We start from the raw sequence: 19,920 nt of genomic DNA on the forward strand, positions 1-19,920 counted from the left end.
CTGCGCCAGCCGCGCGCGGCGGGTCCGTTGAAATGCCGCTCCAGGCGATCGGCCAGCCGCCCGAAGGCGACCAGCGGATGCGCACGCCTCGGCTCGCCGAGCAGAGCATCCAGGCCGACGCCGGCCAGACAGCTCAGCGCCAGGCTCATGGCCGCCGCCCCCACTGGTCTTCATACAGCAGCTCGGCCAGCGGCCGCCCGCGGGTCCAGCCTTCCAGTTCAAGCATCGGCGCCGGATAGAAGTCGTGCACCGGCCCGAGGCAGAGAATCGCCACCGGCTGGGCGCCAGCCGGCATGCCCAGCAGCGTGGCCAGCGCCTGCGGTTCGAACAGCGACACCCAGCCCATGCCCAGCCCTTCGGCGCGGGCGGCGAGCCAGAGGTTCTGGATGGCGCAGGCCAGCGACGCCAGGTCCATTTCCGGCAGGGTACGGCGGCCGAATACGTGCGCCTCTCGTCCCTCCATCAGCGCGGCGACCAGCAGTTCGGCACATTCGCCGATGCCCTCGACCTTGAGCCGCATGAATTCGGCGGAGCGCTCGCCCAGGGCCTCGGCGGTACGCCGACGCTCCTCCTCGACCAGCGCTCCGATGCGCGCGCGCAGGTCCCTGGCCGTGATGCGAATGAAGCGCCAGGGCTGCATCAGGCCGACGCTGGGCGCCTGGTGCGCGGCCGCCAGCAGCCGCGCCAGCAGCTCCGGCGCTACCTCGCCGCCGGCGAAGTGGCGCATGTCGCGACGCTCGCCGATGGCACGGTAGAGCGCCGCGCGCTCCTCGGGGGTGAAGGCGTGCGCGTTCATGGCCGTAGCAGCGCCGCGGCGGCCGCCGGATCGGACGGCAGGTAGAAATGAATATAGGAAGCCGTCATTCGCCCCTGCCGGTAGACCGCCTCGGCGGTGCGCTTGTAGTTCGGGCACTGCCCGCGCGCCAGCGGTTCGAGCGGCGACGCCAGCGATGAATGATGGAAGGTATGCCCACGCAGGCGCCCTTCCGGCAATGCCACCTCCTGCAGCGCCAGGGCGGTCAGGCGGCTCTGCATCCGCGCCTCGCCGGGCAGCAGGCCGAGCATCGCGCCATGCTCGCCCGCCTTATCGACGAGGCCGTCGAGCAGGTAGAGCATGCCACCGCATTCGGCGAGGATCGGCTTGCCGGCGGCGTGATGGGCACGGATCGCCTCGGCCATCGGGCGGTTCCGGCCCAATGCGCGCAGATGGAGTTCGGGATAGCCGCCGGGCAGGTAGAGGCTGTCCACGGCCGGCAAGCGGGCGAAACGCACTGGCGAGAAGAACAGCAGTTCGGCCCCCAGCGCCCGCAGCAGGTCGAGATTGGCCTGGTACAGGAAGGCGAAGGCGGCATCGCGCGCCACGCCGATGCGTACGCCCTGCAACAGCGGTTCGAGCACGCATGGCGCCGGCGCGGCGAAGCTCATCGCCGGCGGCAACGTCACATCGGCGCTGGTCGCCAGGGCATCGGCCGCGGCATCCAGGCGGGCGTCCAGGTCAGCCAGTTCCCCGGCCGGCACCAGCCCCAGGTGCCGGCTCGGCAGTTCGATCCCGGCGCTGTGCGGCAAGGCACCGTACCAGCGGATCGTCTCCGGCAGGCTGTCGCGCAGGATCTGCCCGTGCCGCTCGCTGCCGACCCGGTTGGCCAGCACTCCGGCGAACGGCAGGTCCGGCTGGAAGCTCGCCAGGCCGTGGGCCAGGGCGCCGAAGGTCTGCGCCATGGCCGCGCCGTCGATCACCGCCAGCACCGGCACGCCGAAGCGCCGCGCCAGCTCGGCCGCCGACGGCTGGCCGTCGAACAGCCCCATCACGCCTTCGATGAGGATCAGATCGCTTCGCCGGCGGCCTGCCAGAGCAATCGGCGCGACTCCGCCTCGCCGACCATCCACAGGTCGAGCTGGTAGACCGGCTGGCCGCTGGCGCGGGCGAGGATGGTCGGGTCGAGGAAGTCCGGGCCGCACTTGAATACCCGCACCCGCTTGCCCTGGCGCGCATGCAGCCGGGCCAGGGCGGCGGTGACGGTGGTCTTGCCCTGGCCCGAGGCCGGCGCGGCGATCAGCAATGCCGGGCAGCTTCGGCTATTCATCGCAGCCCCTCATCATCGTAGGGTGGATGACGCTCTACCCATCCACCGACAACTCCGGTGGTGGATGAAAAAGGCGTCATCCACCCTACGCACCCCGTGAGCACCGGCATCAGAATTCCACGCCCTTCTGCGCCTTCACGCCGGCCTTGAACGCGTGCTTGACCAGGCCCATCTCGGTGACGGTATCCGCCGCCTCGATCAGCCCGGGCGGTGCGCCGCGGCCGGTGACCACCACATGCTGCGGCAGCGGCCGCGCCTCGATATCGGCGAGCACCGGCTCCAGCTCCAGGTAGCCGTGCTTGAGGGCGATGTTCAGCTCGTCCAGCACCACCAGGCCGATGCTTTCATCGGACATCAGCTCCAGCGCCACCCCCCAGGCCGCGCGGGCCTTGGCGATGTCGCGCTGGCGGTCCTGGGTCTCCCAGGTGAAACCTTCGCCCATGACGTGGAAACGCACCTCCTCGGGGAAGCGCCGGAAGAATGCCTCCTCGCCGGTGCTGGCCGCTCCCTTGATGAACTGCACCACGCCGACCTTCATGCCGTGGCCCAGCGCGCGGGCGACCATGCCGAAGGCCGAGCTGCTCTTGCCCTTGCCGTTGCCGGTGTGCACCAGCAGCAGGCCGTATTCGTCCTGGGCCTCGGCGATCTTCGCGTCGACCACCGCTTTCTTGCGCTGCATGCGCACCTTGTGTCGTGCGTCGCGCGCGTCCATCAGTGCACCCGCCGCGCCTGGTCCAGGCGCAACGCCGAGACGATGCCGAGGTGCAGCACCAGCGCCGTGCCGACGTAGAACGCCAGGTTGCCCAGGTGGCGCGGCAGGTACTGGGCGATGCGCGGCAGGAAGCCGGCCAGGGTCGGCTCCGGATAGCGTCCGGAGAAGAAGTAGAACGCCCCGCCGGAGATCAGGTAGCCGACGAAGCCCGCCACCAGCAGCGTCGACGCGAGCACGGCCAGGCTGCGCAGATCGTCGCGCTGCCAACCGGCGAACAGCCGCCCGGCCAGCCACAGGCTGCCGTAGGCCGGCAGCAGCGCCCAGTAGGCCGGCGACAGGCACCAGTCGCTGATGCTGCCGCTGGCCAGGGAGCCGAAATCCAGCACCGAGGCCTCGGCGAACAACAGCGCGAACGCCCAGCGCGGACGCAGGTAGAAGCCGGCGAGGAAGAAGATCGACCAACTGGCGCTGGGCAGGTTCTCGACGCTGGCGAAGTGCTGGCCGCGGGTCATGGCCATCAGCAGGATCAGCGCGACGCCGATTGCCGACTGGGCGCGCATGGACAGGACGTGCATGGTGAAACTCCTCGGATGGGTTGCCGGTTACAGGGCCTGGTAGCGCACGGTGAAATACAGTGCGCGGCCAGGCTGTTCGTAGGTCTGGGTGGTTTCGTATTCGCGGTCGAACAGGTTCGCCAGCTTGGCCTGCAGGCGCCAGGCGTCGTCGAGGCGGTACTCGCCGCGCAGGTCCAGCAGGGCATAGCCGGGCATGCGGGTGTCGGGGGCATTGCTGGCCTTGTCGAAGCGCTCGCTCGCGGCGTACAACGAGGCGCCCAGGCCGACGGCGCCGAACTGGCGATCCAGGTCCAGGTTGAACTGGCGCTTGGCGCGGCGTTGCAGCAGGTGGCCGTGGTTGGCCTTGCTGCGGTCCTGCGGGTCCATGAAAGTCAAGTTGGCCGCCAGGTCCCAGCCGGCCAGCACGGTGGCGACGCGGGTCTCGATGCCGCGGATGCGCGCCACGTCGACGTTCTCCGGACGCATGGGGCTGCTGCCCGCCCAGACGATCAGGTCCTCGATCCGGTTCTCGTAGGCGTTGACGCTCCACTCGCCCCAGCCGTGGCTGCCGCGGATGCCCAGCTCGTAGCTTTCCGATTCCTCCGGTTTGACCTCCGGATTGCCGGCGGTATAGGCGCTGGCCGGGTAGTACAGGTCGTTGAAGGTCGGCGCGCGGTAGGCGGTGCCGTAGGCGGCGGTCAGCGTCAGCGCCTCGCTCAGCTCGAAGCTGTAGCCGAGGCTGCCGGTATCGTGCGAGCCGAAGAACTCGTCCTTGTCGCGGCGCAGGCCGGCCTGCACGCCGTGGCGGCCGAAGGCGGCCTGGTACTGGATGAAGTAGCCACGGTTGTAGCGGCTGTCCTCGACATAGCTGTCGCTGCTGTCGATGCGGTCCTGCTGGTAGTCCATGCCGAGCGTCAGCAGCTGCGCCTCGCCGACATGGAAGTCGTTCTGCCAGCTGGCGCTGTCGCGGCGGGTGTCGAAGCGCGAGTAGAAGCGGCCGTCCTGGAAGTTGTCGCCCAGGTCCTCGCTGTGCCCCGCCTGCAGGGTGACGTCCCAGGAAGCCAGCGGCGCGAAGCGCGCGCGACCGCTGAGCGCCTGCAGCGAGCCGTCGCTGTAGGCGTTGCGGCCGCTGGCGCCGCTGCTGGAGCGGCTGTCGAAGTCGCTGTGGTTCTCGCTCTGCAGCCAGCTGCCGTCGAGTTCCAGGCCGTTGTCGAAGCGATAGCCGGCGCGCAGCTGGGCCGACAGCTCGCGGTAACGGTCGGCGTCCGGCTCGAAGGCCCCGGGCGCACTGCTGCGGTAGGCACGGGCATTGATGCCGTCGGTGGACTCGCTGGCCACGCCGAGGTTGAACCAGCCGTTGCCCTGCCCGCCCGCCACGCCGGCCGAGCCGCTGTAGCTCGAGCGCGAGCCGGCGCCCGCCGAGAAATAGGGCTTGAAGCCGTCGCCGCCGCCGCGACGGGTGAAGATCTGGATCACCCCGCCCATGGCCTCCGAACCGTACAGGCTGGAACGCGGCCCGCGGACGACCTCGATACGCTCGATCTGCTCGACCGGGATGCTCTGCAGCGCGGCGCTGCCGGAGGTGGCCGAACCGACCCGGATGCCATCGATCAGCACCAGCACATGCTTGTCGCTGGTGCCGCGGATGGACACCGAGGTGCTCTTGCCGCGCCCGCCGTTGCTGGTGACGCTGACCCCGGCCAGGCGTTGCAGCAATTCCGGCACGCTGCCGGCCTGCTGGCGCTCGATGTCGTCACGAGTGATCAGGCTGCTGGAGGCGATGGATACCGGCGACGTGCCGGTACGGCTGGCGGTGATCAGCTGCTGGCCCAGCAGCAGGGCGCCCTCGTGGGCCAGGACACAGGAAGGCAGGCCCAGCAGCACTGCAGCCAGGGAAAGGGACTTGCGCATTGGTTCGAGATTCTCCGTCGTGCCCACCCGCACGACACAAGGTCGCTGAAGACAGACGGAAGAACCGGAAAGAGAGAGTACCCGCAAGGTACCCGCCCGCTCAGCGCCCGCCGCACTGTCAGTGAAATGCGACAGGCCGGTCTCCGGGCTTGCGAGCGGATGCCGCAGCATCCCGAAACCACGCCTTCCCATGCTTGAGCACAGTGGCCGTTGCGGTTTCTCGACTCGCCTACCGTTGCGGGGGCAGCGCCGGAATCGTCGTTGCGACTGGACCGGCTTCCCTGTTTCACCCTGGCATTGAGCCAGTGGCACCTGAGGCGACGCGGAGGTTAGTCCATGGCCGGGGCACGGTGCAACCGTGGGGTTGTCGCAGCGCTTGCGCGCCCTTGCCCGCCGGCTGCCCCAATCGCCCGGAACGGCGGACGCCGACAGGCTTCGAATGCAACAATGCCCCGATCAGCCAGGACGAACGTAGCCGCCCATGACCAGCATCCTGCAGATTTCCGACACCCATTTCGGCACCGAACAACCGCCCGTGGTCCAGGCGCTGGAGGCTCACGTGCGCGAGCACGGCGCCGATCTGCTGATCTTCTCCGGCGACATCACCCAGCGTGCCCGCCGTGGCCAGTTCGCCGCGGCGCGGGCGTTCGTCGAGCGCCTGCGCGGCCATGGCATCGGCGAAACCCTGGTGATTCCCGGCAACCACGACATCCCGCTATACAACCTCTTCGCCCGCTTCCTCACGCCCTACGGCAACTACCGTCGGCACTTCGGCGAGGAACTGGAGCCGGTCTTCGAGAATGAGCAGATGCTGGTGATCGGCCTCAACACGACCCACCCACGGCGCCACAAGGACGGCCGGGTGACGGCCGAACAGGTCGAGGCCGTGGCGCAGCGGCTGGCGCGCACGGACGGCGACAAGGTGCGCATCGTGGTCGCCCACCAGCCCTTCGGCGCCATGCTGCAGAGCGACCTGAGCAACCTGCAGCACGGCGCCGAAGCCGCCCTGCAGCGCTGGGCCGAACTCGGCCTGGACCTGGTGATGGGCGGGCACATCCACCTGCCTACGTACTGCCGCTGTCCGGGCAGTACCAGGGGCTGGCGCGCGAGATCTGGATGGTGCAGGCCGGCACCACGCTGTCCTCGCGGCTGCGGGGCACTTCGCCGAACTCCTTCAACCGGCTGAAACTCACGCCCGGCGCGCAGAAGAAGGTCTGTGTCGAGCGCTGGGACATGCTCGACGGCCATTTCGCGCTCGGTTCGCACTTCAACCTGGGCTGGCCGTGAACGGCCGCCCCACTCCCCGACTCGCCGGGAGCAGCCGGGCGCCTCAGGCCACGCCGGACATGAGCAAGCCGACCAGGTAGACGCCGGCGAAACCGATGTTGAAGGCCACGAACAGGTAGAGCGCATATTTGAGATAGCTGCCGAATGTCAGCCCCTGCACCTTGCTCATGGCGACGATCCCCGCCGCCGAGCCGATCACCAGCAGCGAGCCGCCCACGCCGACCGCGTAGGTCAGCACCATCCACTCGGCCACGCCCATCTGCAGGCCGGACTTGAGCAGCGCGGCGGTCAGCGGCACGTTGTCGATGGCCGCCGAAAGCACGCCCATCAGGTAGTTGGCCATGATCGGCGGCACCTGGTCGTAGATGCGCACCAGCCCGTCGAGCACGTGGATTTCCTTGAGCATGCCCACCAGCAGCAGGATGCCGAGGAAGAAGAACAGGGTCTCGAATTCCACCTGGCGAACGTACTCGAGGATCGGATCGGTGTCGTTGTCGTCGCTGAAGAAGCGCGCCACCAGGAACATGATCGACAGGCCGGCAAGAAAGGTCAGCACCGGCGGAATCTGGAAGAAGAAGTTGCCGGCGATGGTGAACAGAATGGTGCTGAGGAAGATCAGCGCGATCGCGACATCGACGCCGCGCACGTCCTTGCGATGGGCCTGCACCCGCACCTCGCCGCTCATGCCGATGGAGAGGATCGCCGCCAGCACCATGACGGCGAGGAAGGCAGGCAGCGCCAGGGCCAGCAGCTGCAGGATCTGCACCTTGCCGGCGAGGAAGATCATCAGCGTGGTGACGTCGCCGGTGATCAGTGCAACACCGCCGGAGTTCACCGCAAATACCACCAGGGTGGCGAACTTGATGGTCTTGGCGCGCTCCAGCTGCAGCGACAGGATCAGCGTGATCGATACCAGCGTCGCGGTGATGTTGTCCGCCAGCGAGGAGAACACGAAGCAGAACGCCGCGGTCAGGAACAGCAGCGCCCGCTCGCTGATCCGCTGCGGCAGCACCAGGTAGATCAGGTTCTCGATCATGCCTTTCTTGTTCAGATAGGCGACGAAGGTCATCGCGGCGACGAGGAAGATCCACAGCCCGGCGATCTCGGCGATGTTCTCGTTGAGGCTGGCGAGCACCAGGTCCCGCTCCTCGCCCACGGGCGAGAAGATGAACAGCAGCAGCCAGGCCAGCGTACCGAAGAACAAGGTCACCTTGGCCTTGTTGACGTGGGTTATTTCTTCAAGCACCACACCCAGTAGCGCAGCCACGGCGAGTGCAATGAGCACGAACGGAAGTATTTCAGGCATAAATCACCCAAAGCGAAGGTTAGGAAATCTGGCGTGTGCGCGGGACCGCGCACGTGAGGAAGTGAGGGCGCAGATCTTAACCAAAGCCTCAGGATTGAGGAATCGCGGCATGTCAAATTCATACCATTGCAGGATGTGTATACATCCGGAAGGCTCAGTTGCTGGCGACACGCGACTCGTCGAGCAGGCGCTTGGCGCCGAGGTAGTTCTTCTGCCAGTAGTTGTTCGCCAGGCTGTCCAGCCGCACGGTGCCGCCGCTCGACGGCGCATGGACGAAGCGCCCCTCGCCGACGTAGATCCCGGCATGGCTGACGCGGCGCCCGCCGCTGGTGGCGAAGAACAGCAGGTCACCGGCGCGCAGGGCTCCGCGGCCGACGTCGGTGCCGCGCATCCGGCTCATCTCGCTGGTGGTGCGCGGCAGGCTCATGCCAGCGGCACCGCGGTAGACGTAGCCGATCAGGCCACTGCAATCGAAGCCGCTGTCCGGCGTGTTCCCGCCGTAGCGATAGGGTGTGCCGACCAGGCCCAGGGCACTGAAGAGAACGTCTTCGGCCGCACCGGCAGCCGGCGGTTCGACCGGCGCGATGACCGGTGGTTGCGGTGCGGGGCCGGCGCAGGCGGTGAGCAGAGCGATCAGCAGGATGATCGAGAGACGAGCCGAAAAAGGCATGGCAGAGCGGTCCTGGCGGTCGAGCCATCACTCTGCCGGCAGGCGCGCGAAGACGCAAGCCCGCGGCGTCAGCGAATATGACCGGGAATCAGTGCTGCACCGAGCCCGACGCCAACTGCGGGGCCAGCGCCAGTACGCGCTTGGCTTCCAGGTAGCTGGCCCGCCAGTACTTGTCGTCCAGGCTGTCGACCCGCACTCCGCCGCTGCGGCTGCTGGAGGCGTGAATGAAGCGGTCGTCGCCGATATAGATGCCGGCATGGCTGACCCGGCCACGGCCGCGGTTGTTGAAGAACACCACATCCCCGGGCACGAGTTCGCCGCGCTCGATCACGGGCGCATCGAGGTTGATCAGCTCGCGGGTGGAGCGTGGCAGTTCGAGGCCCGCCTCCTTGCGGAACAGGAAGCCGACGAAGCCGCTGCAATCGAAACCGGTCTTCGTCGAATTGCCGCCATAGCGGTATGGCGTGCCGACCAGGGTGAAACCCCGCTCGAGAATGCTGTCGGCCAGGTGCGGCAACTGGTAGTCGTGCTCGTCGGTGAGCGCGTCCAGCGAGTCTTCGCTCGCCTTGCCGAGGGCAGCGAAATCGAATTCGGCCAGGGGATGATGCTGTGCCAGACGAGGCGATACGAACTGCCGTTCGGTCTGGACGGGCTGGCCGGCACAAGCGGTCAGCAGGGCAATCAGTGCGAGGGGCACGAGGGGTGCGAAGCGTTGGCGCATGGGCACGACCGTGTCGGTGATTTCAAAGTGCCGGCGACTATGCCTGCTCTCGCGCCGATGATCAAATTCAATCGGACGAAATGTGACGATTCGACTGCGGCAAAACGTCTGGCCCACCCACCTCAGCCCGGCGGCCCTTGCATGAGCCGTGGCACGCCGCCCCGGCGGCCTGCCCGGCAGGTCGTGGATTCGGCTGGCACAGCGGCAACGGCCGCTAGCGTTGCGCCTGCCACAGGATCAGATAGCCCAGTGCCGCCAGCGTCCAGCCCGGCAGCGGCCCGAGCAGCCAGCGCCAGAGCCAGAATTGCGGAACGAAGCCGAGGCCGTGCACGAAGCCCGCGGAGATGCCCCACATCACCAGCATCAGCAACGGATGGCTGTAGCCACCCTGGCTGTCGAGCATCGCCGCCGGATGAATCAGCAGCAGCAACGCCAGCGGCGCGACCAGCAGCAGCGACAGTGCGCGGCTGGCCGGCCGGTAGAGCCAGTCAGCGGCCATGCCGATCCCGGCCCGGCTCCGCATCCAGATCCTGCGTGGCTTCGAGCCACAGCGCGTTGATGATGCCGAAGCTGCAGGCGAGCAGCACACCGAGAATCCAGGTGAAGTACCACATAGTCGTTTCTCCTTGGCGAGGCGGGCCCGGACGGCCCGCCTGCGCGATCAGTACAGCCCGTGGGGGTTGGCCTCGATGCTCTTGTCGTTCAGCCGGCCCCACATGCGCACGTAGCTCCACAGCGTGTAGCAGAGGATCAGCGGCACGAAGATGCAGGCCACGACGAACATGATGCCCAGGGTCTTGCGGCTGGATACCGCATCCCACAGGGTCAGGCTCGATGCCGGGTCCAGGCTCGACGGGAAGACGAAGGGGAACAGCGCGAAGCCCGCGGTGCAGATGCTGCCGACGATCATCAGGCTGGTGCCGAGGAAGCTCGCGGCACCGCTGTTGCGGCTGGAGCCGAGCAGGGCCAGCAGCGCGCCGGCGATGGCGATGACCGGCGCAACCAGGGTGAGCGGATACAGGCGGTAGTTGGCCAGCCAGCCGGCATTGTCCTGCGCCACCTGCTTGTGCAGCAGCGGATTGAGCGCCGCCCCCGGGTCGGTGACCGACAGCTGGCTGAAGCCCTGGATACCCAGTACCAGCCACAGCCCGGCCGCCACGAAGCCCAGCAGGAACACCAGCGCGCACAACCGGGTCGCCTGCCGCGAGCGCTCGCCCAGCGCGCCGTCGGTGCGCATCATCAGCCAGGCACCACCATGGGCGCTGAGCATGCTCAGGCTGACGATGCCGCATAGCAGCGCGAAGGGGTTGAGCAGCGCGAAGAAGGAGCCGTGGTAGGTGGAGCGCATCAGCTCGTCGAGCTGGAACGGCAGGCCGAGGAACAGGTTGCCGAAGGCCACGCCGAACACCAGCGCCGGCACCGCGCCACCGACGAACAGCGCCCAGTCCCAGGCGTTGCGCCAGCGCGGGTCCGCCACCTTGCTGCGGTAGTCGAAGCCCACCGGGCGGCAGAACAGTGCGAACAGCACCAGCAGCATCGCCCAGTACAACCCGGAGAAGGCCACCGCGTAGACCATCGGCCAGGCAGCGAACAGCGCGCCACCGGCGGTGATGAACCATACCTGGTTGCCATCCCAGTGCGGCGCGATGGTGTTGATCGCCACCCGCCGCTCGTTGTCGGTCTTGCCGACGAAGGGCATCAGCGCCATGGCGCCCATGTCGAAGCCATCGGTCAGGGCGAAGCCGATCAGCAATACACCGATCAGCACCCACCAGATCAGCTTGAGTACCTCGTAATCGAACATGGTGATTTCCTCAGGCTTGCGACGGGGCATCGGCCACTGCGACCGCGCCCTGCTCGAAGTGATAACGACCGGTGTGCAGGCTGCTCGGGCCGAGCCGCGCGAAGCGGATCATCAGGAACATTTCCACCACCAGCAGCAGGCTGTAGAAGCCCACCAGGGCGATCAGCGATCCCCAGATATCACCCGCGGCGAGCGTCGAGGTGGACAGATGGGTCGGCAACACTTCGGCGATCGACCAGGCTGGCGGCCGTGCTCGGCGACGTACCAGCCGGTCTGCGCGGCGATCCACGGCAGCGGCAGGCTGAACAGCGCGAACTTCAGCAGCCAGGGCTTGTTCTCGGCATTGCGCTTGATCGAGGCCCAGCTCGCCAGGGCGAACAGCAGCAGCATGAGGAAGCCCGCGGCGACCATGGCGCGGAAGGTCCAGAACAGGCTGGGTACGTCGGGGATGGTATCCAGCGCAGCCTGCTTGATCTGCTCCTCGCTGGCGTCCAGCACATCCGCCGTGTACTTCTTGAGCAGCAGCCCGTAGCCCAGGTCCTGCTTGACCTCGTCGAAGGCAGCGATGGCCTCGGGCGACTTGTCGCCGGCGCGCAGCTGCTGCAACCGTTCGTAGGCGAGCATGCCGTTGCGGATGCGCAGCTCATGCTCGGCGACCAGCTGCTTGATGCCCTTGATCTCCTCGTCCACCGAGCGGGTGGCGATCAGCCCCAGCGCATAGGGGATCTTCACCTCGAAGTCGGTGCGCATCTGCTCCTGGTCGGGCAGGCCGAACAGCGTGAAGCCGGCCGGCGCCGGATGGGTCTCCCACTCGGCCTCGATGGCGGCGAGCTTGACCTTCTGCACCTCGCCGATCTCGTAACCGGACTCGTCGCCGAGGATGATCACCGAGAGCGTCGAGGCCAGGCCGAACACTGCGGCGATGGCGAACGAACGGCGGGCGAAGCCCAGATCGCGCTGCTTCAGCAGGTAGTAGCTGGAGATGGCCAGGACGAAGATCGCCCCGGTGACGTAGCCGGCCGACACGGTATGCACGAACTTCACCTGTGCCACCGGGTTGAACAGCAGCGCGGCGAAGTCGACCAGCTCCATGCGCATGGTTTCGAAGTTGAACTCCGAACCCACCGGGTGCTGCATCCAGCCGTTGGCGATGAGAATCCACAGCGCCGAGAGGTTCGAGCCCAGCGCCACCAGCCAGGTGATGGACAGGTGCTGCACCTTGCTCAAGCGATCCCAGCCGAAGAAGAACAGGCCGATGAAGGTGGACTCGAGGAAGAAGGCCATCAGCCCCTCGATAGCCAGCGGCGCCCCGAAGATGTCACCGACGTAGTGGCTGTAATAGGCCCAGTTGGTACCGAACTGGAACTCCATGGTCAGCCCGGTGGTGACGCCGAGGGCGAAGTTGATGCCGAACAGCTTGCCCCAGAATTGGGTCATGTCCTTGTAGACCTGCTTGCCGGTCATGACGTAGACCGACTCCATGATGGCAAGCAGGAAGGACAGCCCCAACGTCAGCGGCACGAACAGAAAGTGATACATCGCCGTCATGGCGAATTGCAGGCGTGATAGATCGACAACGCTTTCCGAGATCATCTCGGCCCTCCCTCGGGGATCGAACCCCGCGAATCAAGCAAATATCCGGCAACCCGCGCCGAACCGTTCTCGGGAATGCTGGGAGCATCGAACCAGATGTTTTTTATGATTATGAGGATCGCGACCTTGACCAGCAGTACCAGCACGACATCCCGTCTGAGCGACGACTTGAACATGCCTACCTCCTCTTGCTCGCCAGCCCGAGCGCTTCCCGCTCCGGCGGCATGCTGCGATTGAAGGCCCCCGTTGGGGCGGGGGCCGGAACCCGGGCATTGCGGCCCGGGCTCAATCGCTCCACCTCGAATCCACCCGTGGAAGCGCTGCTCGGATTCGAGGCCTGCAAAGTGTCCCGCCCGCCTCCAGCGGCGACAACTGCGACAGCCTGCCCCACCCCGCCTCCGCTGGCGCTTGCAGCCCTGTCGCTTCGCTTGAAGAGCATAGCGGCTGGCCGGGCCGCTGCTGCGAAACGCCGGCACGCCCCCTGCAGTCGGGCAGAACATCCCGCCTGGGCCTGTCCTGCTCCGGTTCCGGGCGAACGCGGCCATTGCTGCCGGCCTTGTGTCATGCTCCACCAAGGATGGCAGTACGACACTGTGGCGGGCTGTCGCACTCAGGGCACCCTGAGCCAGCGGCGAAAGCCGTTGCCAGCGGTGCTCGAAAGCGGGCTCCAGGCGAAATCCCAGGGCGCCGGCGGCAGCTCCTCGTCCTCGGCCGCGAACGGGCGCCCGCCCTGGCGTACCCGCGGCTTCCAGTCGAAGACGTGATCACCACCGCCCTGCCAGCCGAGCACGATGCCAAGCGCCGGGCTGTCGTCGCTGGCGACCCAGCGCGCCGCCGCGGCGATCATCATGGCTTCGATATGATCCGGCTCGACCCGCTCGCGGTAGCCCGAGACCAGTAACCAGCGACAGACGCTGAGGTGGAAGGTCCAGTCGAGCGCCAGTTGGCAGCCGTAGGCCCAGGTCATGAACTGGCGGAAGATCTTCAGGCCGTCCGGCGGGTCCAGCTTGAGCAACTGCGGGCAGACATCGAACAAGGCGTGCCAGTACGGCAGCAGCTTGGCATCCAGGTGCACGAAGCTGCGGGCGTTGCTGGGGTAATCCGGGAAGGGCAGCCGATAGCGGGTGCGGCTCTCGGCGCGGGTGAAGCGCTCCATCATGGTCATGCTTGAATCCCCTGTTTGAGCGTGCCGTCGGAAGGCTCCGACAGTTGCCGTCCAGCGCGCAGCTCAGGGCCGCGGCGCATGGACACCGTGGTCTGCGGTCAGGGGATTCAGGGTGCGCGCGGGTTCAGCGCCGGCCAGTGGTGGCGCGGACCGAGCCGCTCCGGTTGCCGCAGCCGCGGCGCGACCGTCGCCCCGCGACCCAGCCAGGCCAGGGCGAGCAGTACGACGATGCCGAGGAACACCGAGCTGCACAGCGGGCAGTCGAGCGCTTGCTCGGACAAGCCGTGAACGTCCGCGGGAAGTGTGCTAGCGCTGGAGGAGGAGTCGTCGCCGAGGCAGAAGGCGTCCTGCCCCATGGCCAAGCCGAAGCCCACGTGGGTGGCATGGTTCAGGCTGCAAACGAAGGCATTGATCAGGATGCAGGTGAGCAGCACCCATACGATCCGCGCACGTTTGTCTTTGACGATGGTCATGATTTGACTTTACACCGCAGGCGCAACGCCGGCGCTGCGCCAAACCGTCGCAGCAGCGTCAGTGGTTGACGGTGAAAGCCAGCATCGCCGAGAGCTGGCACAGCGGTCGGCCGCTTTCGGCCTGCCACTGGTTGAAGACGGTCTGCATCGCAGCCTGGTCGCGCTGGCTGCTGGGCGTCTTGTCGATGACTTCCTGCGCCTTCAGGGCGGCGACCACGTCGTTGCTGGGGACGAAGGTATCCTTGCCGGCCATGCGCAGCAGGCGCGGCGCCGACACCCCGCCGAGCTGGTTGCCGTGCTTGGCCAGGTAGCGCCACAAGCCGACGATGTCGCTGCTCGGCCAGTCGGCGAGCAGGTTGCCGAAACCGCCCTTCTCTCTCGCCACGTCGAGTACGAACTGGGCGTTGCGCGGCACGCTCTTGAGCTTGCCGAGGTGGCGGATCAGCTGTGTGTTGTGCATCAGCCGCTCGATGTGCTCGCCGCCCATGAGCACCACCTTCTGCGGGTCGAAGCCGAAGAAGGCCTGCTCGAAGGCCGGCCACTTGGCATCCACCAGGCTGTGCTTGAGCCCGGCGCGAAAGATGCGCAGGGCGATCAGCGACAAGTAGCGGTCATCGGGCATCGCCCGCAGCTGTTCGGCGCTGGACGGCTGCGGCAGGCGCGCCTCCAGCGCGGCCGCCGAGCCGAAGCGGTTGAGGCAGTACTCGTGCAGCCATTTGTAGTCACGCATGGTCGGTCCATCCGATCGGGAAGGCAGCGGCACAGGGTGCCGCCGAGCGGGCGGCCCCGCAAGCCCGTCCACTGCCTTCAGCCGCGCAGGCGCCGGGCAGCGTCGCGCAGCAGCTGCTCGGTGCTGCTCCAACCCAGGCAGCCATCGGTGATCGACACGCCGTAGCGCAGCTCGCCCCCCAGCGGCTGGCAGCCGTCGAACAGATGGCTCTCCAGCATCACGCCGCGCAGGCTGCTATCGCCGGCCAGGCGCTGTGCGAGCACGCTGCCGAGCACTTCCGGCTGGCGCAGCGGGTCCTTGCCGCTGTTGGCGTGGCTGCAATCGACCATGATCCGCGGGGCGATGCCCTGCTTCTCCAGCGCGGCGCGCGCGGCAGCGACGCTGGCGGCATCGTAGTTGGGCGCGCCATGCCGCCCCGCAGCACCAGGTGGGTATCCGGGTTGCCGTGGGTTTCCAGCAGGGCCGGATGGCCCAGCGCGTCCATGCCGAAATGCCGGTGCGGATGCGCCGCCGAGCGCATGGCGTCGCAGGCGATGCCCAGGCTGCCGTCGGTGCCGTTCTTGAAGCCCACCGGCAGGTCCAGCCCGCTGACCATCTCGCGGTGGATCTGCGACTCGCTGGTGCGTGCGCCGATGGCGGCCCAGCCGAGCAGGTCGTCGAAGTAGCCGGCGGCCAGCGGTTGCAACAGCTCGCTGGCGAGCGGCAGGCCGGTGGCGAGGATGTCCAGCATCAGCCGGCGCGACAGGCGCAGGCCTTCGGCCATGTCGCCGCTACCGTCCAGCTGCGGATCGTAGACCAGGCCCTTCCAGCCGACGGTGGTGCGCGGTTTCTCCACGTAGGCGCGCATCACCAGCAGCAGCTGGTCGTCGACTTCAGGCGCGAGATCGGCCAGACGCTCGGCGTATTCCAGCGCGGCGACCGGATCGTGCAGCGAACAGGGGCCGACGACCACCAGCAGGCGCGGATCGCGACCGTCGAGCACGGCGCGGATGGCATTGCGGTCGTTGTGGATGCGTTCGGCCAGCGCGGCGTCGAGCGGCAGGCGCTGGCGCAATACGGCGGGGCTGGGCAGCGGCTGGGCGGTGCGGCGGGCGGGAAGCGAATCGAGCGGAGCGGATTCGCTGATGGCGAGCTGGAGAGCGGTGTGCTGGGCGGTGGCGGATGCATTCATGATCTGGCGGTTCCTTCTGCCGGCGCGGGTAGTCCCGCGACGGCGCTAGTCGAGTGTTCGTTCGCGTGGTGTCAGGGCGGCGTCGAAGCGGCTAAATCGCCAGTCGTAGCGGTAATAACGGTCGGTGCGGTAAGTGCTCATGCGTATTCTCCTCGTTGCGTTCGGCCGCAGGCGGCCGGAAAAAACAAAACCCCCGGTCGGGTGGCCGACCGGGGGTTCGAAAACTGCTCTGGTGGCGACCCTGCTTGCTAGGGGCGCCTGTGGGGTATCAGGCGCGCCCGTGGCTAAACCAGTACCCGAAGTAATAACCGCCAGCCGCGACCACCCGGCCACGCAGCCGCGCGGCGCATGCGGCACCGGCGTGGGCGAGGGACAGGGAAGCGAGGCTGAGGGACATGCTGTTCTCCGAAAGATGTCCGAACCATACTCCAGCGCACCGCCGGGTTTCAACCGCAATATCCGGCGGAGTGGTGTCAGTTGGGTTGGGCACAGGTGTGACGTTGGGCTTCGGCGCTACGCGCCCCAACGGAGCGCCGCCCGCCCTACAGGCTCATCACGTCGACGAAGCGTGGCGTGGCGTCGGTGTCGATGCGCAGGCTCTTGAAGTCGAACAGGTTGCGGTCGGCCAGTTGCGACGGCACCACGTTCTGCAGCGCGCGGAACATGATCTCGGTACGCCCCGGCGACTTGCGCTCCCATTCCTGCAGCATTTCCTTGACCACCTGGCGCTGCAGGTTCTCCTGCGAGCCGCAGAGGTTGCAGGGGATGATCGGGAATTCCTTCATCTTCGCGTAGGCCTCGATGTCGGCCTCGCTGCAGTAGGCCAGCGGGCGGATCACCACGTTGCGGCCGTCGTCGGAGAGCAGCTTGGGCGGCATCGCCTTGAGCGTGCCGCCGTAGAACATGTTGAGGAAGAAGGTCTCGAGGATGTCGTCGCGATGGTGCCCGAGCGCCATCTTGGTCGCGCCGATCTCGTCGGCGAAGGTGTACAGCGTGCCACGGCGCAGGCGCGAGCACAGCGAACAGGTGGTCTTGCCTTCCGGGATCTTCTCCTTGACCACCGAATAGGTGTCCTTCTCGACGATGTGGTACTCGACGCCGATGGACTGCAGGTAGTCAGGCAGCACGTGCTCGGGGAAGCCCGGCTGCTTCTGGTCCATGTTCACCGCCACGATCTCGAACTGGATCGGCGCAACCTTCTGCAGGTACAGCAGCACGTCGAGCATGGTGTAGCTGTCCTTGCCGCCGGACAGGCAGACCATCACCTTGTCGCCATCCTCGATCATGTTGAAGTCGGTGACGGCCTCGCCGGCCAGGCGGCGCAGGCGCTTCTGCAGTTTGTTCTGGTTGACCGAAAGGGTACCCATGGCGAAAGTCCGGAAGTGATGCGAAAGCCGGGCATTTTACGCGCAAAGCGCGGCCGGCCCCAGCCCGTTCGCCGCCCGCGCGTGAATGTAAAAAAACGGGCTCAAGCGGACACTCTGTAATGTGATACGCAGCCGGGTCGCATGCTGGCGCTGTGGTAGGGTCTGGCGATGACCGAAGACCTCTCCCCGGCCCTGGATCTGCCCGAGCAGCTGCTGGCTCTGTTGCGCGAGCACCCCGCAGGCTGCAGCGAATATCAGCTGATCCAGCTACTCAAGGGACGCCACAGCACGCATATCCCGAACCTGCCGCTGACCGACAAGCTGGTGCTGTTCCGCACCCATTTCCTGGTGTTCAACGCGCTCTACCTGCTACGCGACCGCCTCTGGGAACAGGCCAGCGGCCATCTGCAGATCAATCCGCTGTGCATCCGCCTGCAACCCTACGTGGCGGGCGAGCGGGCACTCAGCGAGCAGGACGCCCTGCGTGACTACTACCTGGACCTCGACAACCTCAAGGATACCGACGAGGACGACGTCGAGCGGCTGTTGGCCAGCTTCTGGACGCGCATGCAGGGCAGCGACGAGAAGCGCGCCGCGCTGGAGCTGTTCGAGCTGGACCATCACGCGCAACCGCTCACCCTGGAGGTGATCAAGCGCCGCTACCGGCAGTTGGTCGGCCTGCATCATCCCGACCGTGGCGGCAGTACCCAGCGCCTGCAATCGATCAACCTGGCCATGGAAATTCTTCAGCGCTATTACCGTTGATTGCCTAGCTTCGAATTACTCTAAACCGGTAGATGTAAGCCGACGGCCTATCCCTATACTGCGACATAAGGTCGCACGCGCCGTCCTCGATGACGACCCGCCAGGCGAAGCGACCCTCCATAAGCAGAGGAGACGCTGGCATGATCAATCACGTTTGGGGCCTGTTCACTCATCCCGGTCAGGAATGGAGAGAAATCCGCGGCGAAGAAGAAACCGTCAGCCACATGTACCTGACGCATGTCCTGCTGTTGGCGGCGATTCCAGCCATATCCGCCTACATCGGCGCCACCCAGGTCGGCTGGAGCATCAACGGCGGCGAGCCGGTCAGGCTGACCCAGGCCAGTTGCATGCAACTGGCGATCCTCTCGTACTTCGCCATGCTCGCCGGAGTCGCCGTGATGGGCGGTTTCATCCACTGGATGGCACGCACCTACGACGCCAGCCCGACCCTCACCCAGTGCATCGTGTTCGCCGCGTATACCGCGACGCCGTTGTTCATCGGCGGCTTGGCCGGACTCTATCCGCACCTGTGGCTGGGCATGCTGGTGGGCACCGCGGCGGTCTGCTACACGGCCTACCTGCTCTATGTCGGCCTGCCGAAGTTCATGAACATTCCCGAAGAAGAAGGCTTCATGTTCTCCAGTTCGGTGCTGGCAGTGGGGCTGGTGGTACTGGTGGCGATCATCGCGCTGTCGGTGATCACCTGGGGCATGGGCATCGGCCCGGTCTACGTACGCTGACCTCTTGCCCGCCACCCGAGGCCGCCTTGCAAGGCGGCCTTTTCATTTCCCGCCGTGGCCAAACGCCTACGGTCGCAGGCGAAACCCTCGTCGCATCTGCCGCTCTAAAACCATGACGCCACTTGTTTTGCAGCCATGGCCAGCCCTCGAAAGGCAGATGGAGACTCGTTATGACCTCGCACCTTGTCACCCTGTTGACCCGCCCCGACCAGGCATGGGCCGACATCCGCCGCGAAGAAGAAAGAAACAGCTCCAACTACCTCGTCCACCTGCTGCTCTGGGCCCTGCTGCCTGCCGTATGCATGTTCATCGGCACCCGCTACGTGGGCTGGAGCCTGGTGGAAGACGAGCGGATCCGGCTCGATACCCGCAGTGCCGTGCAACTCTGCGTGCTGATCTATTTCACCATCATCCTCGGCACCTTCATCATGGGCTTCTTCCTGCGCTGGATGTCGCGCACCTTCGAGGCCCGCCCCACGTTCAACCAGTGCGTGGGGTTCGTCGCCTATATGATCACGCCGTTCTTCATCGCCGGCCTCGGCGCGCTCTACCCGACCCGCTTCATCGCCATCGCGGTCCTGGTGGCGGCGGGCATCTACACGACCTACCTGCTATTCGTCGGCCTGCCCACCTTCATGCGCATCGACAGCCGCAATACCTTCCTCTATGGCGCCAGCACCTGGGCCGTGGGGCTGCTGGTGCTGGTCAACCTCAAGGTGCCGATGATCCTGTTCTGGATGCTCGTGCTGAACCCCACCTACGAGCGCGACATCCTCCAGGACCAGAGCTACGGTACCCAGCAGGAGCGTCCGCAGGAGGAGCCAGGCGGTCTGCAGCGCTGAGCGCGCCTTTGGCATAATGCGGCGC

General features: G+C 66.7%; 18 protein-coding genes, 5 pseudogenes and 1 riboswitch. Of the genes and pseudogenes, 4 read left to right on the forward strand and 19 right to left on the reverse strand.

Features of this window, described 5'->3' with window-relative positions; genetic code table 11:
* The 6 genes and pseudogenes from BAY1663_RS25130 to btuB all read right to left on the reverse strand — a co-directional run.
* Positions 1-149, reverse strand: a pseudogene (locus tag BAY1663_RS25130) (cobalamin biosynthesis protein); the annotation flags it as partial.
* The gene (gene bluB, locus BAY1663_RS08890; RefSeq protein ID WP_037039666.1) at positions 146-796 is read right to left on the reverse strand and encodes a 5,6-dimethylbenzimidazole synthase; all 651 of its coding nucleotides are present in this window, start codon (positions 794-796) and stop codon (positions 146-148) included. The gene bluB and the pseudogene BAY1663_RS25130, both read right to left, overlap by 4 nt.
* Positions 793-2,084, reverse strand: a pseudogene (locus tag BAY1663_RS08895) (cobyrinate a,c-diamide synthase). The gene bluB and the pseudogene BAY1663_RS08895 overlap by 4 nt, the downstream one beginning before the upstream one ends.
* A gap of 109 nt (positions 2,085-2,193) precedes the next feature.
* Entirely contained in the window at positions 2,194-2,796 is a 603-nt protein-coding gene (cobO, locus tag BAY1663_RS08900) for a cob(I)yrinic acid a,c-diamide adenosyltransferase (protein ID WP_037039668.1), read from the reverse strand.
* Positions 2,796-3,371 carry a hypothetical protein gene (locus BAY1663_RS08905; RefSeq protein ID WP_037039670.1) on the reverse strand — a complete coding sequence of 192 codons (576 nt, stop codon included), beginning with the start codon at positions 3,369-3,371 and terminating at the stop codon, positions 2,796-2,798. The genes cobO and BAY1663_RS08905 overlap by 1 nt, the downstream gene beginning before the upstream one ends.
* Positions 3,372-3,398: 27 nt before the next feature.
* Complete coding sequence (gene btuB, locus BAY1663_RS08910) at positions 3,399-5,261, reverse strand: TonB-dependent vitamin B12 receptor (protein ID WP_037039673.1); 1,863 nt, start codon at positions 5,259-5,261, stop codon at positions 3,399-3,401.
* 116 nt (positions 5,262-5,377) lie between these two features.
* Positions 5,378-5,592, reverse strand: a riboswitch (cobalamin riboswitch).
* Positions 5,593-5,742: 150 nt separating this feature from the next.
* Between btuB and BAY1663_RS08915 the strand changes: the two are divergent.
* Positions 5,743-6,548, forward strand: a pseudogene (locus BAY1663_RS08915) (metallophosphoesterase).
* A gap of 43 nt (positions 6,549-6,591) precedes the next feature.
* Here BAY1663_RS08915 and nhaD read toward each other — a convergent pair.
* From nhaD to ttcA, 13 genes and pseudogenes are all read right to left on the reverse strand, one after another.
* Positions 6,592-7,854 carry a sodium:proton antiporter NhaD gene (nhaD, locus tag BAY1663_RS08920; protein ID WP_037039675.1) on the reverse strand — a complete coding sequence of 421 codons (1,263 nt, stop codon included), beginning with the start codon at positions 7,852-7,854 and terminating at the stop codon, positions 6,592-6,594.
* Positions 7,855-8,008: 154 nt separating this feature from the next.
* Positions 8,009-8,524, reverse strand: a complete 516-nt coding sequence (locus BAY1663_RS08925; protein ID WP_037039676.1) for a C40 family peptidase — start codon at positions 8,522-8,524, stop codon at positions 8,009-8,011.
* Positions 8,525-8,612: 88 nt separating this feature from the next.
* Complete coding sequence (locus BAY1663_RS08930; protein ID WP_037039678.1) at positions 8,613-9,245, reverse strand: C40 family peptidase; 633 nt, start codon at positions 9,243-9,245, stop codon at positions 8,613-8,615.
* A 214-nt stretch (positions 9,246-9,459) separates the two neighbouring features.
* On the reverse strand, positions 9,460-9,744 hold the full coding sequence (locus BAY1663_RS08935) for a cyd operon YbgE family protein (protein ID WP_037039680.1): 285 nt from the start codon (positions 9,742-9,744) through the stop codon (positions 9,460-9,462).
* On the reverse strand, positions 9,734-9,859 hold the full coding sequence (gene cydX / locus BAY1663_RS23550) for a cytochrome bd-I oxidase subunit CydX (protein ID WP_037039682.1): 126 nt from the start codon (positions 9,857-9,859) through the stop codon (positions 9,734-9,736). Before cydX ends, BAY1663_RS08935 begins: the two co-directional genes overlap by 11 nt.
* 47 nt (positions 9,860-9,906) lie before the next feature.
* Positions 9,907-11,049 carry a cytochrome d ubiquinol oxidase subunit II gene (gene cydB, locus BAY1663_RS08945; RefSeq protein ID WP_037039695.1) on the reverse strand — a complete coding sequence of 381 codons (1,143 nt, stop codon included), beginning with the start codon at positions 11,047-11,049 and terminating at the stop codon, positions 9,907-9,909.
* A gap of 10 nt (positions 11,050-11,059) precedes the next feature.
* Positions 11,060-12,642 (reverse strand): annotated as a pseudogene (locus BAY1663_RS08950) (cytochrome ubiquinol oxidase subunit I).
* Positions 12,639-12,818 (reverse strand): cytochrome oxidase putative small subunit CydP, encoded by a 180-nt coding sequence (gene cydP / locus BAY1663_RS08955; RefSeq protein WP_037039697.1) that lies wholly within the window; start codon positions 12,816-12,818, stop codon positions 12,639-12,641. Before cydP ends, BAY1663_RS08950 begins: the two are co-directional and overlap by 4 nt.
* A gap of 434 nt (positions 12,819-13,252) precedes the next feature.
* Complete coding sequence (locus tag BAY1663_RS08960) at positions 13,253-13,807, reverse strand: putative natural product biosynthesis protein (RefSeq protein WP_037039699.1); 555 nt, start codon at positions 13,805-13,807, stop codon at positions 13,253-13,255.
* Positions 13,808-13,914: 107 nt separating this feature from the next.
* The gene (locus BAY1663_RS08965) at positions 13,915-14,280 is read right to left on the reverse strand and encodes a DUF2946 domain-containing protein (protein WP_037039701.1); all 366 of its coding nucleotides are present in this window, start codon (positions 14,278-14,280) and stop codon (positions 13,915-13,917) included.
* Between the two features lie 58 nt (positions 14,281-14,338).
* Positions 14,339-15,010, reverse strand: a complete 672-nt coding sequence (locus tag BAY1663_RS08970; protein ID WP_037039704.1) for a DNA-3-methyladenine glycosylase I — start codon at positions 15,008-15,010, stop codon at positions 14,339-14,341.
* 77 nt (positions 15,011-15,087) lie between these two features.
* A pseudogene (locus tag BAY1663_RS08975) lies at positions 15,088-16,181 on the reverse strand (3-deoxy-7-phosphoheptulonate synthase).
* Positions 16,182-16,723: 542 nt separating this feature from the next.
* Positions 16,724-17,548, reverse strand: coding sequence for a tRNA 2-thiocytidine(32) synthetase TtcA (gene ttcA, locus BAY1663_RS08980; RefSeq protein ID WP_037039706.1), 825 nt, complete (start codon positions 17,546-17,548; stop codon positions 16,724-16,726).
* Positions 17,549-17,716: 168 nt separating this feature from the next.
* On the opposite strand from ttcA, the gene BAY1663_RS08985 reads away from it, so the two are divergent.
* The 3 genes from BAY1663_RS08985 to BAY1663_RS08995 all read left to right on the forward strand — a co-directional run bounded on the left by BAY1663_RS08985 (position 17,717) and on the right by BAY1663_RS08995 (position 19,895).
* Positions 17,717-18,313 (forward strand): DNA-J related domain-containing protein, encoded by a 597-nt coding sequence (locus BAY1663_RS08985; protein WP_037039708.1) that lies wholly within the window; start codon positions 17,717-17,719, stop codon positions 18,311-18,313.
* Positions 18,314-18,453: 140 nt separating this feature from the next.
* Positions 18,454-19,053 carry a Yip1 family protein gene (locus tag BAY1663_RS08990; protein ID WP_037039710.1) on the forward strand — a complete coding sequence of 200 codons (600 nt, stop codon included), beginning with the start codon at positions 18,454-18,456 and terminating at the stop codon, positions 19,051-19,053.
* Between the two features lie 170 nt (positions 19,054-19,223).
* Positions 19,224-19,895 (forward strand): Yip1 family protein, encoded by a 672-nt coding sequence (locus tag BAY1663_RS08995; RefSeq protein ID WP_037039713.1) that lies wholly within the window; start codon positions 19,224-19,226, stop codon positions 19,893-19,895.
* Positions 19,896-19,920: the final 25 nt, after the last annotated feature.

The sequence above is a fragment of the Pseudomonas sp. BAY1663 genome, assembly GCF_000582595.1.
Lineage (GTDB): Bacteria > Pseudomonadota > Gammaproteobacteria > Pseudomonadales > Pseudomonadaceae > Stutzerimonas > Stutzerimonas stutzeri_AF.